Genomic DNA, 16,014 nt, shown 5'->3' with positions numbered 1-16,014 from the left:
CCTTTACCACAGCAAAGATTATTAGAGCACATGTTCACTATCAAACATATGTTCATGTTAGCCAGGTTTTTTGTAAAGTAAATCCATCAGCAAGATCTAAAGCAAATAGATATGAACAGAGTCACAATTTTTTATAGATACAGTTTGCAAGGAAGAGAAAAAATGAGAGGAAGAACACAAATTGAGCAAACTAAAAAAATAACCTCCGAATAACCGGAGACTTTACAGATGCGCCAGGCAGACTGGCGTGTATTAACTGAGCGAAACCAGATCCTCTGGCATATGGTTGTACAAAATCCGCCAGAAGTGCTCAGCCGTTTTATTCAGGCGGGTATCCATCCGGTAAATATAGGCCTGAATAGGCACCATCAGTTCCGGCGTCTGCAGACAAACCAGACGCTTGTCACGCAGTTCGTTTACGATAGTCCACACCGGCAGCCAGGCGATACCATGCCCATCTAGTGCCATATTTTTCAATAACTCACTCATCGAAGACATAAACAGCGTACGAGCAGAAATACCGCCCACTTCCGCCAGATGACGGTTTACCAATCTTCCCATGTAGGATGTACTGGTATAGTTCAGAATCGGCACCTGCGGCTGATAGATATCAAATAACGCCTCCCCCTGCGCGTCAGCTGCACAGACGGGATACAGCTCAGACTCAAAAACCTTCAAACCGCAGAATGGCGACTGCATTAAGTCTTCATCCCGAAAAGAGATAATAAAATCACTTTTCCCCTCGCGCAGAGTATTCACCGCCTGAACAACATCGATAGCTTCGACGTGCCAGACAAATTCTTCACCCCAGGCTGCCATTGAGTGCACTAATCTGGGCAACATCGTCAGCGACAGAGAATGTGCCGCCGCTATTTTGATATTGGGTACCCCAAGCAGGTTGTGCCCACTTAGCTCATCCAGATTGCATTCCAGCTGTTGCAGCAGACTACGGGTTTGCGAATGGAATAGCTTGCCCTCCTCCGTGAGTTGCAGTGGACTCGTCGTGCGATCAAAAAGCTGTACCCCCACGGCGGATTCGAGCGCTTTGATCCGCCGGCTAAATGCCGGTTGGGAGATGTTACGTTCCTCAGCCGCCTGGGAAAAATGACGGCACGCTTCCAGCGTCAGAAAGTCATATAACCATTTTGTCTCAATATTTTTCATGCGTATCACACGGATGTTTAAATATGCCAATTAACCTGTAGCATCATGCCTGAATATTTCCGCATATGATAATCCTCATCAACACCTGGTGATTCGTTTTTTGCATAAAGCCTTCGTTTTAAACATTAACAGGATCCTCTGCCCACTGGTTACGATCGCTTACCCACGCCGGATTGTCGGGTCTCTGGCTAAATACAGGACTACCGGGATTGTAGAAGAAACCACAATCATGCAGTTTTTGCATTGAACCCAACATTATTGCATTTCTCCTCGCGTCTCACTGCTGTTAAACATGATCAGCAGACACAATCCAGATCTGAATATTAATTATCGGTAAGTCGAGGTATATATCGTGAAAGGTTTAATTGGCGTACTGGGTGGTATGGGACCAGCTGCAACCGTCGATCTCTTTAATAAATTCGTCACATTTACCGCAGTACAACGTGACCAGGAACATATCCCATTAATTATATCCTCTATTCCTGACATTCCTGACCGAACCGACGCGTTAATGCATCATGGAAATTCCCCACTCCCGGCAATGCGCGATTATATGCATAAACTCGAAGATGCTGGCGCGGAGTGTATTGTGATCCCCTGTAATACCGCCCATTTTTGGTTTAAAGAATTAAAAGAGTGCTGTCACACAGAGCTGCTCAGCATTGTTGAAACAACCATCAGCGAGGTCAGGAACTGCGGAAAATCGCGTATCGGTTTACTTGCCACCAACGCCACGTTGTACATGGGTCTCTATCAAAAGGGCATAGAATCTCTTGGTTTAACCTGTGTCAGCCCTGACCCGGCCGGTCAGGAAAAGGTGATGGAAAGTATCTATTGCTTAAAAGCCGGTGATGTTAAGCGGGCGCAAACGCTGATGAATGAACAGGCAGAAGCACTCTTCTCACGCGGTGCACAGGTCATCGTGTTGGGATGCACTGAAGTTCCCGTCATTCTTGCTGAGGCAGTCAAAATGTCACCCGAAAAATATATTGATTCAACCGGTTCGTTGGTTCGCGCCGGTATTAAATGGTACGAGAAACGCGTTGGTAAAAATCATCTTTTAGCGCAGCAAAAATGAAATTCAGGTTAATTATCGCATCAAGCAAATACCTATATTAATAACGAATCACTCTCAGGCGGAGGCCATTATGATTTGGCTGGAAATTATCGTAGTGTTGGGCGCAATATTTTTTGGTATCCGCCTCGGCGGTATTGGTATTGGTTTATGTGGCGGGCTGGGGCTGGCTATTTTAACGCTGGGATTTGGGTTGCAAATTGGTTCGCCGCCCGTTGACGTGATTCTCATTATTATGACGGTGGTCGTGGCTGCCTCAGCACTACAGGCCGCAGGTGGTATGGATTATCTGGTACGCGTTGCCGGGAATTTTATGCGGCGTAACCCTAAATATATCAATATCATTGCGCCCATTATTACCTGGGCGATGACCATTATGGCGGGGACCGGATTTATTGTTTTTTCTACCCTACCGGTCATTGCCGAGGTAGCAAAAGAGTCCGGTATCCGCCCCTCACGCACGCTAGCAGGATCCGTCGTCGCCTCGCAGGTGGCAATATCCGGCTCGCCGATCAGCGCTGCGATGGCCGCAATGTTGACCATCATGGAAGGAAACGGCGTCAGCTTTATCCAGGTCATGGCGGTATGCCTGCCCGCCTCATTCGTTGCCGCAATGGTGGCCGCATTAATAGCTTCACGCCAGGGATGCGAGCTACAGGATGATGAAGTGTATCTGCAACGCCTGCAAAAAGGTCTGGTGCGTAAATATGAAAGCCAGAGTAGTACGACGCCGGGTGCTGTGCTTTCCGTTGCCTTGTTTATGCTGGCAACGGTCGTCATCGTCATCCTTGCCGCCTGCCCTCAGCTACGTCCGGGATTCGACGTCGGTAGTCCGATGAATACGCGGGATATTATTATTATCTGCATGTTATCTGCCGCTTGCCTGATGGTGGTGTTATGCAAAACATCAACAGATGCGATTGTTCTGACATCCACTTTTCGGGCAGGGATGAGTTCGTTGGCGGTGATTCTGGGGATTGTTACGTTGGGCACAACCTTCATTGACGCCCATTTAACAGGGATAAAGGATATCGCGGGTGACATTCTACGGGCTTATCCGATGCTGTTGGCACTGGTGCTGTTTGGGACCTGCGCACTGCTCTATTCGCAGGGAGCCACCACGCCGCTGATTATCCCGCTTGCCGTCGCGCTTGGTGTACCCACCTGGGCCATTCTGGCGTCCTATGTGGCAGTGACGGGGGTGTTTGTTCTACCCACATACCCCACTTCACTGGCGGCAATGGAGTTCGACACTACCGGGACAACGCGCGTGGGCAAGTATGTATTAAACCATCCGTTTATGTTGCCAGGACTTGGTGGGATCATCGCTGGCGTTGCCTTTGGTTTTATCATCGCGCCAATGATTGCCTGAACCGTTTTTCACATCTCCAGGCGGCGGTTAATGGATAAAAAAAGGGGCAGAGAAATCTCTGCCCCCGATGTCAGCATTAAATCATGCCGCTTTTGCCACAACATCTGCTTCCGGGCGCTTCAGCACCGCATAGGAGAGACCGGCTACCAGCGTGCCAGCAACAATCGCCAGCAGGTAACCAAGTACAGGGGTAATGGCGCCAGGGATCAACAGTACAAACAGTCCGCCGTGTGGCGCCATCAACTTCGCACCCACAGCCATTGAGATTGCTCCCGTCACCGCGCCACCGACGATACAGCATGGCAGAACACGCATCGGATCGCGTGCCGCGAACGGAATTGCACCTTCGGTGATAAAGCATAAACCCAGAACCAGCGCCGCTTTGCCACCTTCTTGTTGTGCTTTGTCGAACTTGCGACGCGCAACCAGCGTTGCCAGACCCAGCGCCAACGGTGGCACCATACCTGCCGCCATAATGGCTGCCATCGGTGCATAAGTTTGCGTACTCAGCAGACCCACCCCGAAAGCGTAGGCCGCTTTGTTCACTGGACCGCCCATGTCGGTACACATCATGCCGCCAAGAATAGCGCCAAGCAGAACCGCATTCGCCGTCCCCATGGTTTGCAGCCAGTGAGTCAGGCCTTCCAGAATACCCGCAACCGGTTTACCAATCAGGTAAATCATTGCCAGACCAACGACCAGGCTCGAAAGGAGCGGAATAATCAGAATCGGTTTCAGCGCTTCCATACTCTGTGGGAGTTTCAGCTTCGTGCTGATGAGCTTCGCCACATAACCGGCAAGGAAACCGGCGATAATCCCACCGATAAAGCCAGAACCGGTACTCACTGCCAGCATACCGCCGATAAGACCCGGCGTCAGACCAGGACGGTCAGCGATAGAAAACGCGATATAACCTGCCAGAACGGGCACCATCAGAGCAAAGGCTGAGCCCCCACCAATCTGCATCAGTGCTGCCGCCAGCGTACCCTGCTCTTTGAATGCTTCAATACCAAAGGCGAATGACAGCGCAATACACAGACCACCCGCCACCACCATCGGCAGCATGTAAGACACACCGGTCAACAGGTGACGATACGCGCCCGCACCCTCTTTTTTTCCTTCTGTAGCAGCAGTCTGATTCTTCCCGGCAGGCTGATACGGGGTCGCTTCATCCAGCGCTTTATCCAGTTCCTGCTTCGTTTTCTTCAGCGCCAGACCCGTAGACGTGCGATACATCGGTTTTCCAGCAAATTTCGCCAGATCAACCTCAATATCAGCCGCCACAATCACCAGATCAGCCTCGGCAACCTCTTCCGGCGTAATGGCATTACCTGCTCCTACTGAGCCACGGGTTTCCACTTTCACCCACCAGCCGCGTTTTTTCGCTTCGGTTTCAATAGCTTCAGCAGCCATAAACGTATGTGCGACGCCTGTCGGACAGGCTGTCACTGCCACCACACGTTTTGGACCATTGCTTGCTGCTGGCGTTGCCACAACCGGCGCACTATATGGCTGCGCATGACCTTTTGCTTCACTGAGAAAAAGCTCGGGATGCGCAACCGCACGACCGATGTCACCCAGCCAGACCTTTTTGCCGTTCAGCGAATTGTCGACAGGTAGCGTATCGCCCAGGACAATCGCCAGTTCTGCATCATTTGGATTGTCGATGATCTCCAGATGCGCTTTCTGTGCCGCCGCTCCAAGCAGGGTTTTCGCCATATAGGCGCGAGCCTGGCCGAGATTAGCGTCAATAATCAGCAGCGTTTTCATTATGCCTCTCCTGCTGTCAGTTAAACGGTTTTAAGTCGACACGCGCCATCATTGCGGCCAACTGAGGACGATCGGTAATACCCACATTGCTTTGGCTTACCGCCAGGGCGGCAACTGCCGTCGCCAGACGCAGGGTATGTTCGCTGGATTCACGCATCAGCAAGCCATAAATCAGACCGCCAACCATCGAATCCCCCGCACCTACAGTGCTGACCACCTCAACTGACGGTGGCTTAGCAATCCATTCACCCGAAGCGTTGACCCACAACGCGCCTTCCGCACCGAGTGAAATCACCACGTGCGCAATGCCTTGCTCACGCAGAGCATGTGCCGCATCAATAACATCTTTCATTTCTGGCAGCTTACGGCCAGCCCAGATTTCCAGTTCACGACGGTTTGGTTTCACCAGCCACGGAGCTGCCTTCAGGCCAGCGACCAGCGCTTCACGACTACTATCAAAGATAATGCATGGGCACTGACTGCGCAGGCGCGTCATCCAGTCAGTGAATGCTTCAGGGCTCACGCCGGTCGGCAAGCTGCCGCTGACACACACCATATCGAACTGACCCAGCCAGCTCAGTGAGTCATTCACAAAGCGTTCCCAGTCAGCCGGTGTGACTTCAAAACCAGAAAAATTGAAGTCAGAAACTTCACCATCTTTTTCAGTCAGCTTGACGTTAATTCGGGTACGCCCCTGCACCACCTGAAAACGGTTAGCGATGCCCAGCTCACTGAACAACTGCTGAAAACCATCCTGGTTGTCCTTACCCAGAAAGCCGCCAACCGTCACGTCAATCCCCAGGTCTTTAAGCACTTTTGCGACGTTAATCCCTTTTCCCGCCGCATGCAGACCGGTCGTTTTCACCAGATTGACTTCACCGCGTTCAATTTCCGGGCAAAAACCGACCAGATCGTAAGCCGGGTTCAGGGTGATAGTTGCAACACGTCTGCTCATTATGCGCCCTCCCCAAGACCTGCCGCGATGGCATCGCCAATGGCTTTCAGCGCCTGTTCAGCATCTTCACCCTGTGCGGTAAAGCGCAGGTGGTGTCCTTTTTTCACGCCCAATGCCACAACTTTCATCAAACTGCGTCCATTTGCCGGTTTTCCGGTTCCATCAAGATTTGTCACGGTTATTTCACTATTAAATTGTTTAATCGTATTCACCAGCATGGTGCCCGGACGGGCGTGTAAACCATGCTCATTACGCACTACAAACTCGGCACTCAGTACATCATCAGTTAATGCATCATCGCTGGTCAGCAGCGCCAACACCGTTGCAGCATCTGCCTTCAGCAAACGGTCAGCTTTATTGCTCAGCAACAGATCGCCAAGACGCTTCAGCACTGCAACGGGCTGGTCATCATTCATCGCGACAGTCACCAGCAGCGCAGCGGCTTCGCCCTGAACGTCAAATGCGCTTGCCGCACGACTGACCGCGACGGCGCTGCGCACATTGCCTTCAGCACAATCATTCAGCCAGATGCCCTGACCAAGATTCATTGGTTGCTCGTTAATCGCTCTGGCCACAAAGGTGGCATCTACTGCACCGGCTTCTTTCAGACGCGCGGCGTTCAGCGCCTGCAGCGTCACCAGCGAAGTGGCGACGACGTCCAATGACAGCGTTTCGTTATCAAGCTTCAGCTGTTCGCTCTGCTTTTCGCCCATCAGCAATGCACGTAATTCTTCTGCCGTGGTGGCAGATTTCAGCTGTTCTGCAACCGAGTCATCACTCAATACATGGGTCAGCTGACGCAACAACCCAAGGTGCTCATCTGAGCTGGCTGCAATGCCGATTGCCACATACGCAACCTGACCTTCGCCCCACGTCACACCCTGCGGAAACTGAAACACCTGCACCCCGGTTTTCAGCACCTGATCGCGTGTGTCTGTCGTACCGTGAGGAATGGCAATACCATTGCCGAGAAACGTCGATGTTTGTTGTTCGCGCGCCAGCATGCCATTGACATAGCCGTCCGCAACGTTGCCCGCTTGCACCAGGGCTGCGGCAACCTGGCGAATAGCCTCTTCTTTGTTCCCGGCCTGTTCGCCCGGGTGAATATCCTGAACAGATAACTGGAACATGATTCTCCTCTCCTGCTGAATTGAAACGATTCAGCTAACATGAGAAAAAAGGCGTCACCCGACTCCATTAGTTAAGGCAAGATGACGCTGAAACGTTTCAAGGAGTCTGGATCTTTCTGCTTCAGCACGCAAGTAAAGTTAACAATTAACTTGCTGAATTTAGATGTACCGCACATTTTCTCGGCGTTTCTTTGAAACAAGCTGACACAAAAACGTGTTCAGCTACTCAACTTCAGCATCGTCAGCATGTGGACTTCTCAGACTGAAATGACATTTTGATTTTCCATACCGATTTTGATTTAGTGCCCTGTTTATTTTCTGGCGAGCAGCGTAAACTCCGCCTCTCTTCACTCCACTGATAGCTAAACATGCATAACACCCCCGTAGCCGCCACACCCAAGGCGTTTGATTTAACGTCTTCGGCGTTCCTGCTTGTCGCTTTTCTCACGGGTATCGCCGGGGCATTACAGACACCCACGCTCAGCCTTTTTCTGACCAATGAGGTCCATGCTCGTCCGGGAATGGTGGGTTTCTTTTTTACCGGTAGCGCCGTCATCGGCATTTTGGTAAGCCAGTTTCTGGCCGGACGCTCTGACAAAAAAGGCGATCGTAAAAACCTGATCGTTTTTTGCTGTGTGCTGGGTATGCTGGCCTGCGTGTTGTTTGCCTGGAACCGTAACTATTTTATTTTGCTGTTTGTCGGCGTATTTCTCAGTAGCTTTGGCTCCACCGCCAACCCGCAAATGTTCGCGCTTGCTCGTGAACATGCCGATCGCACGGGCCGGGAAGCCGTCATGTTCAGCTCGATTTTACGTGCTCAGGTTTCACTGGCCTGGGTGATTGGCCCACCATTGGCCTACGCGCTGGCCATGGGGTTCAGCTTTACGGTGATGTATCTCAGCGCCGCGGTGGCATTTATTGTCTGCGGCGTGATGGTCTGGTTTTTCTTACCGTCAATGAACAAAAGCGTACCTCTCGCAACAGGGGCGGTTGAAGCTCCACGCCGTAATCGTCGTGATACGCTGCTGCTTTTTGCTATCTGCACATTAATGTGGGGCACCAACAGCCTCTATATCATTAATATGCCGCTGTTTATCATCAACGAACTGCATCTGCCTGAAAAACTCGCCGGTATCATGATGGGCACCGCAGCAGGACTGGAAATTCCAACCATGCTGATTGCGGGATATTTTGCCAAACGTCTGGGCAAACGTCTGTTGATGAGAATCGCCGCCATCGCCGGGTTCTTTTTTTATGCAGGCATGCTGTTGGCACATTCACCGGCGGTTTTGCTCGGCTTACAGTTGCTGAACGCGATTTACATCGGCATCCTCGGCGGGATTGGCATGCTTTATTTTCAGGATTTAATGCCGGGACAGGCGGGATCGGCCACAACGTTGTACACCAATACCATTCGCGTCGGCTGGATTATTGCCGGGTCGTTGGCGGGTATTGCCGCAGAAATCTGGAATTACCACGCCGTATTCTGGTTTGCGCTGGTAATGATCGTCGCGACGGTTGTGTGCCTGGTGCGCATCAAAGACGTTTAAGGCGCAGTCAACGCTTCCAGCTCAATAAGATACAGCATAGCCTGGTGTGTCGTTTTACCGCACATTTCCGCACTGGGTTGCAAACCGGCACACACTTTTGGGCGCAACGGAGACGCAAAAATTTTGCAACGCAGGGATTCATCTAACTGAACGCACGGCGTATTGGCGGGCTTGCCATCAGGCATGCCCGGGATCGGGCTGGAGATAGAAGGTGCGGTGCAACATGCGCCACAATCCGGACGGCATTCCATACAGTATTCTCTTTAGCATAACCATCGGATTGTGCGGGAAGCGCACAGTACCACCTTTTTTGCACCAGCAAAAGTGTGAATTCCGCTTGCCTGAATGCCCCGGCGCGAGTAGTTTGACGCGATATTTTAGACACTCCTCACTACAGGATTTTTTCGATGCCAAGAGCGAACGAAATTAAAAAAGGTATGGTACTGAACTACAACGGCAAGCTGCTGATTGTAAAAGATATCGATATTCAATCACCGTCCGCACGTGGTGCAGCTACGCTGTACAAAATGCGTTTTTCTGATGTCCGTACCGGTCTGAAAGTTGAAGAGCGCTTCAAAGGCGACGATATCGTGGATACCGTCACTCTGAGCCGCCGCGGGGTTGATTTCTCCTACGTTGATGGCAACGAATATGTCTTTATGGATAAAGAAGACTATACCCCGTATACCTTCACCAAAGACCAGATTGAAGAAGAGCTGCTGTTCATCCCGGAAGGCGGGATGCCGGACATGCAGGTACTGACCTGGGACGGCCAACTGCTGGCGCTTGAACTGCCTCAGACCGTAGACCTGGAAATCGTTGAAACCTCACCGGGCATTAAAGGTGCTTCAGCGAGTGCGCGTAACAAACCAGCAACCCTGAGCACCGGTCTGGTGATCCAGGTTCCTGAGTATCTGAGTGCGGGTGAGAAAATCCGCATTCATATCGAAGAACGCCGCTATATGGGACGCGCAGACTAATACCGCTGCCACACATTGACGATCAGGGACAGCACGAGCTGTCCCTTTGTCATTTTCAGCGTTGACTACTGAGATAAAAATCATCTATCAACAGTGATTCCAGATACTGCTCATCTTCCCGTATAAAACCCACAATTACGCTAACCGCCCGCGCATAAAATCCCTTCTCATCACGCTGCAGGCAGCTATCACGGAACAAGGGTGCCCAACACATAATGTGATGATGCAAAAAGTAATATTGTGCAGATAGCGTTTCCTCTTTGGCCACCATTCTCGCCATCAAAGCCAGCTGTATAGCGATATGATCGGAAGGCTCATTTTCCTGCGCAGCCAGCCCGTGTTCAACCAACAGTACATTCATTTGTCGACGTTCTTCGGCCGCTGTTGTGTGCGGATAATGTCCCGCATACGGAGAAACACCGCCAGGCGGCGCCAGCAGAAATAACGTTGCAAAATCTGCGGCCAGCTCCAGTTGTCGGCTTTCACGACGCAGAACCTGCGTCAGGCTACGCTCCAGTTTTTTGACATCCAGCGAAAGCCCGGGGATACCCGCCAGCGACGCAAGCCACTGTCGGGTATCCTCGCTTTCAAGACGGGCGAGTTGTTTCTGCTCCAGCTCACGAAACAGCAATTGTGAAAACCACTGGTAGACCGCGGCGCGTTGCTGGAAAATAAGGTTATGCAGCATTGTCCCCCTCCTCTTTCACTGTCTCCGGCCCACCAAATCCCGTGACCGGTGGAACATGTTGCTGATAGCGTTCGACATCCACCAGCACGGTATGCGCTGAAGGCCCTTGCGCCAGTTGAGACGTACCAATATCCGCGCTCAGAACATTAGGATCGCCATAGGTACATAGCGTCCCGACTTTCCCACCTTCCAGTGGGGAATACCATGCCCCTTCATGAATGCGGATCACGCCAGGGGTAAAATCAGGGCTAATCACCACTCCCGCCAGCACCTGACCGCGCGCGTTAAAGACCCGCGCAATATCCCCGGCTTTTAACCCCCGCGCGGCAGCATCTTGCTCGCTGATGTAAAGCGGTTCTCTTCCCGCTACCGCATACGTGCTGCGAAACGCATCACTTGAGCACAACTGGGAGTGCAGGCGTTTATCCGGGTGACAGGATTGCAGGTGTAGTGGATATTTATCTTTCCTGCCCTGATGGCTACGTTCAAACGGCTCCATCCACACCGGATGCCCGGGGCAATCGTCATACTGAAAACCGGCAATCGTTTTGCTGTAAATTTCAATCAGACCTGATGGTGTGCCCAGGGGATTAAGATCGGGCTGATCGCGAAATTCGCCATGACGCACCCACGGTTGTCCCGCGGGATATTCAACATACCCTTCACCTTTCCAGAACGTGTCAAAGTCTGGCAACGTAACACCGAGCGAGGCACCCGTTTTGACCCCTTCGTCATAGAGCGCTTGTACCCACTGCATTTCATCGCGGTTTTCCCGGTATACCGACTCCTTGTTAAAACGTTTACAGAGTCCGGCAAATACGTCGAAATCATGCCGCGCTTCATATTGCGGTTTGACGACCTGATGTAGCGCCATCAGTCCCTTATTTGAATGGGTGCCAAACTGCTCAATATCGTTGCGTTCAAAGCGTGTGGTAACAGGCAGGACGATATCGGCAAAACGACAGGATGCGGTCCATTGGTGATCTAACACCACCACGGTCTCCAGTTTCTTCCACGCCTCGATCATGCGGTTGCGATCCTGCTGGGCGTGGAACGGGTTAGCCGCGCTGAAGATCGCCATTTTGATGTCAGGGTAGATTAACGTCTCACCGTTAAACGCAATCTTTTTGCCCGGCTCCAGCAGGCAATCAACAATACGTGAGGTAGGAATATGCTCGGATACGCCGCGAAAATCTGGTTTATACTTCGCCTCTGGCGGATTGTTAATGCTCCCCAGACCAGAAAGTACCGGCCCGGCTGACGTCACCGTCCCTCCGCCGTTGTAGTGCCAGCCAAACCCCACACCGCCGCCCGGTAACCCGATTTGACCGACCATACTGGCCAGCACCACCAGCATCCAGGGATACTGTTCGCCGTGGTGCATACGCTGTACGCACCAACCGCCCATAAACTGCGTCCGGCCTTTCACCAGCAGCCGGGCAAAATCACGGATCTGATCCGCGGTCAGCCCACAGATTTCAGCAGCCCACTCGGCGTTTTTCGGCTGCTTGTCTGTATCTCCCATCAGGTAGGGTAAAAACTGCTCGAAGCCGACGGTGTAGTCGTTAATGAATGCCGTGTCGTACAGTTTTTCTTCATACAGGGTATGTGCGAGCGCCAGCAGTAACGCAACATCAGTCTGTGGTCGTAACGCCAGCTGTTCACACCCCAGAAAATTTTGCGATTTGCTCCGCACCGGATCAACGCTGATGACGCGCATTTTGCCCTGGGCGACGGCCTCTTTGATCTGCTGCCAGTAGCCAAACGCGTCGTGATCGGGAACCAGAAACTCGATCTGTAGATTCTTGATCGGATCGCAGCCCCACAGTACGATGGTATTGCTGTTCTCGATAACTAACGGCAGCGAGGTTTGCTGTTCATAGACTTCAAGCGAGCCAATAACATGCGGCAAAATCACCTGCGCTGCAGCCGCTGAATAGTCGCCTACGGTCGTCACATAGCTACCATGCAGGCCGAGCCCTCTGTCCATTGCACCGCCAGCCTTGTGGTATTTGCCCACCATTTGCCAATCCGCTAGCCCGGTAAAGACGCCGGATGAACCGTAGGTTTTTTGCACCCGCTCAAGTTCTTCATAAAACAGGTCCAGCGCCTGATCCCAGCTAACCCGCACAAAACGATTATCTCCCCGCTGGCTACGATCCGACTTCTCACGCTTGCGCAACCAGTCCAGTCGAACCATCGGATAGCGAACCCGTGAAGGGTTGTAGACGATTTCACGTACCGCATTGAGCATATCGCACGGGTATTTGTCATATTTGAACGGGCGCGTTTCCGTCCACTCGCCGTTAACCACTTTGGCTTCAAAAGCACCATAGTGTGAGCCGGACTGGATCCATTGTTCGGGGTTTTCCCCCGCCGCCCATACTTTTGATATCAGTGGATTAGGCGCCAGCGCACTGGCAGCGCCAACCGCCAGCATTCCGGTCAGAAAACGACGACGGGACGGATTAAAATCATGAATATCCATATCTTATCCTTATTATTTGTTGGGTTCAGACACATCGCTGGCGTGGGTCTGGAGGTATTTCAACAAAGTACGTTCTTCCACCGGATTGAGTCGATAATACGTCGACATCGCTTTCAGTCCGGCAATCCAGCCATTGGCGGTGTATCGGGTAGCCGGCGGCGTGCTGTGACAGGCGCTACACGTCGATTGCAGCATCTGATCTGAGTACTCCCACACCGGAGTAATGCTATCGATGAGTCCCTGCGCGGAGGTCCATGCGGTCACGCTCACCTGCTGCCATTCCTGATGCGAACCTGGGTCAGTCTGGGTTTGCAGGACTTTGACGTTTTCCAGCAGTGAAGCATCCAGAACCGCGGAGAATATGCGTTTGCCCATATACTGGGTGAGCACCCGCCCACGCCCCTTGCTTTCACGCCAGCCTGTTACTTCCAACTGGACGTTGCTCCCCTCTTTTTGCAGCACCTTGACCTGGGTCGCCGGAAATAACAGCGCTTTCCCTGCTGGTGCCCCTGCCGTGGCTGTCAGTGTTTTTTCGCTTAACGAAAACAGCGTCGTCGCAGTTGATAGTTTTTCTGCCTGCTGTTGTAGCTGCTTGTAGCGATCGCGAAAACCACTGCTCATGTCCGGTTTGTGGTGCGCGATCCCTTTGTGACAGTCAATGCAGTTGCTGTCCTTCGCCGCTGCCGCCGTCATTTGCGCCGCGGCATTGGCGGATTGTTTTCCATGATCCATCGCTTCATAGCTGTGACACGATTTACAGGCTGCCGAGTTGTTGGCGCTCATCCGCGCCCACTCTCTCTGGGCGAGCTCAGCCCGTTTAGCATTGAACTTTTCCGGGGTATCAATAGAAGGTGAGATAAAGGTGTGGTAGAGATCGTTAAGGGCTTCGGTTTTACGCATCAACGTCGGGACGACTCCCGGGGGAATGTGGCAATCCTTACACTCCGCTCGCACGCCAGAGGCATTACGAAAATGCACGCTGGTTTTATACTCATCTCCTGATGTGCGCATCGAGTGGCACGATAAACAAAACTCCGTAGTGCTGGTGTAATGGACTCCTTGCCATGTTCCCCAAATAACAATGGCCATTACGACTGCGCCACCTAACGCCCACCAAAGCGCGTTCTTTTTTATCCACGACATACCTGCCTCCATTTTTTTAATAGCGTCACGCTAAGGGATATTAAAAAGCAAAAATAGAGACAGCGATTTCAGATTATAGGAACAGCCTTAACTCTATGAGGCGTGTCAAAATAGCAATATGTTGAAACGTGTAATATGCCGTTATTGTTTAAACAAGGAAATTCCTCATGCTGACGCTGTCTCTCAACAGGGAAAGTCGCACCCCGCTACAATTGCAGATCTTTCAATTCTACTTTCAGGCAATTCAGCAAGGCGATTTGCTTTGCGGGGATAAACTGCCCTCTATCCGCGAGCAGGCGCAGACGTTAAACGTGGCCAAAATCACGGTGGTGATGGCGTATGAAAAACTGATGGCGGCCGGTTTTATTAAGAGCAGGCAGGGTATCGGCTATGAGGTCACATTTACGGCACCTATGCGTAGTCCCCCGGCACACGTGCCATCTGTGGAAGGCTCACCACCGATAAAGCCTAAGCCCGCCGGTGTTTCTACCGATGTTTACGCTGAAATGGGGCGTGAGTGCTATTGCCGGGTGGGCGTCCCTGACCCCAATGCGTTTCCCTGGTCAAGCTGGCGTAAATGGAATAATGCCCCCAGCGTACTTAAAGAGCAGTTACTGACCCGGTACCATTCACCAAATGGATTATTTTCATTGCGTGAGCAAATTGTCAGATACCTTAATTTATCCCGTGGCATTAATACCAGCGCACAAAATATCATCATTACTGATGGAATTCAGGAAGGATTATCACTGCTCAGTCAAATATTCATTATTCATCATGCACTAAGCCAGAATAAAAAATGTCACGTGGTCGCCGAATCACCTTGTTATTCTGGCGCATGGCATCTGTTTAATTATTATGGTGCCGATATTACGTCTATTGCCGTGGATAATCACGGGCTGTGCACCGATAATTTACCCGAAGTTGAAACCCAGCTTTGTTATGTGACACCCGCTCATCAGTATCCCATGGGCAGTGTTCTGTCACTTGAACGACGTAAGTCATTACTCACGTGGGCACAGCGAGTGGGTGCCTGGATTATTGAAGACGATTACGACGCCGTATTTACGTATGGCGAGAATCCCCTTCCGGCACTGAAAGCCATGGATTACCACAACCGGGTTATCTACATGGGGACCTTCTCAAAAACGCTGGGACCGGGGGCACGTCTCGGTTACCTCGTTTGCCCTGATGAACTGCTGCCCGCCATTCAAAATATGAAAGCGCTGAACAACAATGGTAGCCAGTGGTTATTGCAGCAGTTTTTAGCCGAGTTAATGCAAAACCAGGTGTTTTATACCCATCTCGGCAAGCTAGCCTGCAACTACGCAGCACGCCTCGCATTACTGCGTGATGGCTTATCAACCCTGTTCCCTGAAGGAAAGATCGATGGTGCCACGGCAGGGTTACATCTCTCATTGCGCCTTAACTGGTCGCCTGACGTCATCGCAAAACTACGTCAGCGCTGTCTGCGGGCAGGGGTACGCTTTGATACATTACAGGAAATTGAAAACGGCTCAGAAACAGCCTGGCGGCAAAAAAATTCCGATGCGGTGATGTTCTTTGGTTTTGGCGGGCTGCAGGTGCCGCACCTCAGAAAGGTATTAAACGTACTGGAACAGGAAAGGTGTGCGTTATTACAGCAATAACAACGCACCTGAGTATTGCCAGAGGACGGGACAAGCGCCATCCGGCAATT

13 protein-coding genes are annotated in these 16,014 nt (G+C 51.7%); 5 read left to right on the top strand and 8 right to left on the bottom strand.

The genetic code is table 11. From position 1 onward, the window contains the following. Positions 1-252 precede the first annotated feature (252 nt). Positions 253-1,164, bottom strand: coding sequence for a hypochlorite stress DNA-binding transcriptional regulator HypT (gene hypT, locus IB196_RS07750; RefSeq protein WP_149691483.1), 912 nt, complete (start codon positions 1,162-1,164; stop codon positions 253-255). 352 nt (positions 1,165-1,516) lie between these two features. Here hypT and IB196_RS07745 point away from each other — a divergent pair, with 352 nt between their 5' ends. Both IB196_RS07745 and IB196_RS07740 read left to right on the top strand, forming a co-directional pair. Next, entirely contained in the window at positions 1,517-2,242 is a 726-nt protein-coding gene (locus IB196_RS07745) for an amino acid racemase (RefSeq protein ID WP_005129244.1), read from the top strand. 70 nt (positions 2,243-2,312) lie between these two features. Further along, positions 2,313-3,611, top strand: coding sequence for an anaerobic C4-dicarboxylate transporter (locus IB196_RS07740; RefSeq protein WP_040230609.1), 1,299 nt, complete (start codon positions 2,313-2,315; stop codon positions 3,609-3,611). Between the two features lie 81 nt (positions 3,612-3,692). Here IB196_RS07740 and fruA read toward each other — a convergent pair whose 3' ends face one another. From fruA to fruB, 3 genes are read right to left on the bottom strand one after another with little or no spacing between them, the layout of a single operon-like run. Further along, a complete protein-coding gene (gene fruA / locus IB196_RS07735) occupies positions 3,693-5,381 on the bottom strand; it encodes a PTS fructose transporter subunit IIBC (RefSeq protein ID WP_149691482.1) in 1,689 nt (562 codons plus the stop codon). A 16-nt stretch (positions 5,382-5,397) separates the two neighbouring features. After that, positions 5,398-6,336 carry a 1-phosphofructokinase gene (gene fruK / locus IB196_RS07730; RefSeq protein WP_003027446.1) on the bottom strand — a complete coding sequence of 313 codons (939 nt, stop codon included), beginning with the start codon at positions 6,334-6,336 and terminating at the stop codon, positions 5,398-5,400. After that, positions 6,336-7,466 (bottom strand): fused PTS fructose transporter subunit IIA/HPr protein, encoded by a 1,131-nt coding sequence (fruB, locus tag IB196_RS07725; protein WP_005129247.1) that lies wholly within the window; start codon positions 7,464-7,466, stop codon positions 6,336-6,338. Before fruB ends, fruK begins: the two co-directional genes overlap by 1 nt. Positions 7,467-7,834: 368 nt before the next feature. On the opposite strand from fruB, the gene setB reads away from it, so the two are divergent. Next, on the top strand, positions 7,835-9,016 hold the full coding sequence (gene setB, locus IB196_RS07720; RefSeq protein WP_188232058.1) for a sugar efflux transporter SetB: 1,182 nt from the start codon (positions 7,835-7,837) through the stop codon (positions 9,014-9,016). On the opposite strand, the gene IB196_RS07715 is transcribed toward setB, so the two are convergent. Then, complete coding sequence (locus IB196_RS07715) at positions 9,013-9,267, bottom strand: YkgJ family cysteine cluster protein (protein WP_005129254.1); 255 nt, start codon at positions 9,265-9,267, stop codon at positions 9,013-9,015. The genes setB and IB196_RS07715 overlap by 4 nt on opposite strands. 156 nt (positions 9,268-9,423) lie before the next feature. On the opposite strand from IB196_RS07715, the gene yeiP reads away from it, so the two are divergent. Next, entirely contained in the window at positions 9,424-9,996 is a 573-nt protein-coding gene (gene yeiP / locus IB196_RS07710; RefSeq protein WP_005129255.1) for an elongation factor P-like protein YeiP, read from the top strand. Positions 9,997-10,051: 55 nt separating this feature from the next. Here the strand turns inward: yeiP and torD are convergent, their stop codons facing one another. The 3 genes from torD to torC are packed head-to-tail and all read right to left on the bottom strand — an operon-like array spanning position 10,052 to position 14,315. Continuing rightward, on the bottom strand, positions 10,052-10,684 hold the full coding sequence (gene torD, locus IB196_RS07705) for a molecular chaperone TorD (protein ID WP_005129256.1): 633 nt from the start codon (positions 10,682-10,684) through the stop codon (positions 10,052-10,054). Then, a complete protein-coding gene (torA, locus tag IB196_RS07700; RefSeq protein WP_005129258.1) occupies positions 10,674-13,172 on the bottom strand; it encodes a trimethylamine-N-oxide reductase TorA in 2,499 nt (832 codons plus the stop codon). The genes torD and torA overlap by 11 nt, the downstream gene beginning before the upstream one ends. Before the next feature lie 12 nt (positions 13,173-13,184). Beyond that, positions 13,185-14,315, bottom strand: coding sequence for a pentaheme c-type cytochrome TorC (torC, locus tag IB196_RS07695; protein ID WP_005129259.1), 1,131 nt, complete (start codon positions 14,313-14,315; stop codon positions 13,185-13,187). Between the two features lie 167 nt (positions 14,316-14,482). Between torC and IB196_RS07690 the strand changes: the two genes are divergently transcribed. After that, a complete protein-coding gene (locus IB196_RS07690) occupies positions 14,483-15,964 on the top strand; it encodes a PLP-dependent aminotransferase family protein (RefSeq protein ID WP_005129261.1) in 1,482 nt (493 codons plus the stop codon). Positions 15,965-16,014: the final 50 nt, after the last annotated feature.

The sequence above is a fragment of the Citrobacter sp. C6_1 genome, from assembly GCF_014596835.2.
In the GTDB taxonomy this organism is placed as follows: domain Bacteria; phylum Pseudomonadota; class Gammaproteobacteria; order Enterobacterales; family Enterobacteriaceae; genus Citrobacter; species Citrobacter pasteurii.
Note: the sequence above shows the minus strand (reverse complement) of the source record. Positions and strands in the feature narration are given on the sequence as shown.

Coding starts and splice junctions, on each gene's coding strand:
- yeiP (WP_005129255.1), top strand. CDS start 9,424: ATGCCAAGAGCGAACGAAATTAAAAAAGGTATGGTACTGAACTACAAC.
- IB196_RS07740 (WP_040230609.1), top strand. CDS start 2,313: ATGATTTGGCTGGAAATTATCGTAGTGTTGGGCGCAATATTTTTTGGT.
- torD (WP_005129256.1), bottom strand. CDS start 10,684: ATGCTGCATAACCTTATTTTCCAGCAACGCGCCGCGGTCTACCAGTGG.
- hypT (WP_149691483.1), bottom strand. CDS start 1,164: ATGAAAAATATTGAGACAAAATGGTTATATGACTTTCTGACGCTGGAA.
- fruB (WP_005129247.1), bottom strand. CDS start 7,466: ATGTTCCAGTTATCTGTTCAGGATATTCACCCGGGCGAACAGGCCGGG.
- IB196_RS07715 (WP_005129254.1), bottom strand. CDS start 9,267: ATGGAATGCCGTCCGGATTGTGGCGCATGTTGCACCGCACCTTCTATC.
- torC (WP_005129259.1), bottom strand. CDS start 14,315: ATGTCGTGGATAAAAAAGAACGCGCTTTGGTGGGCGTTAGGTGGCGCA.
- fruK (WP_003027446.1), bottom strand. CDS start 6,336: ATGAGCAGACGTGTTGCAACTATCACCCTGAACCCGGCTTACGATCTG.
- torA (WP_005129258.1), bottom strand. CDS start 13,172: ATGGATATTCATGATTTTAATCCGTCCCGTCGTCGTTTTCTGACCGGA.
- IB196_RS07690 (WP_005129261.1), top strand. CDS start 14,483: ATGCTGACGCTGTCTCTCAACAGGGAAAGTCGCACCCCGCTACAATTG.
- fruA (WP_149691482.1), bottom strand. CDS start 5,381: ATGAAAACGCTGCTGATTATTGACGCTAATCTCGGCCAGGCTCGCGCC.
- setB (WP_188232058.1), top strand. CDS start 7,835: ATGCATAACACCCCCGTAGCCGCCACACCCAAGGCGTTTGATTTAACG.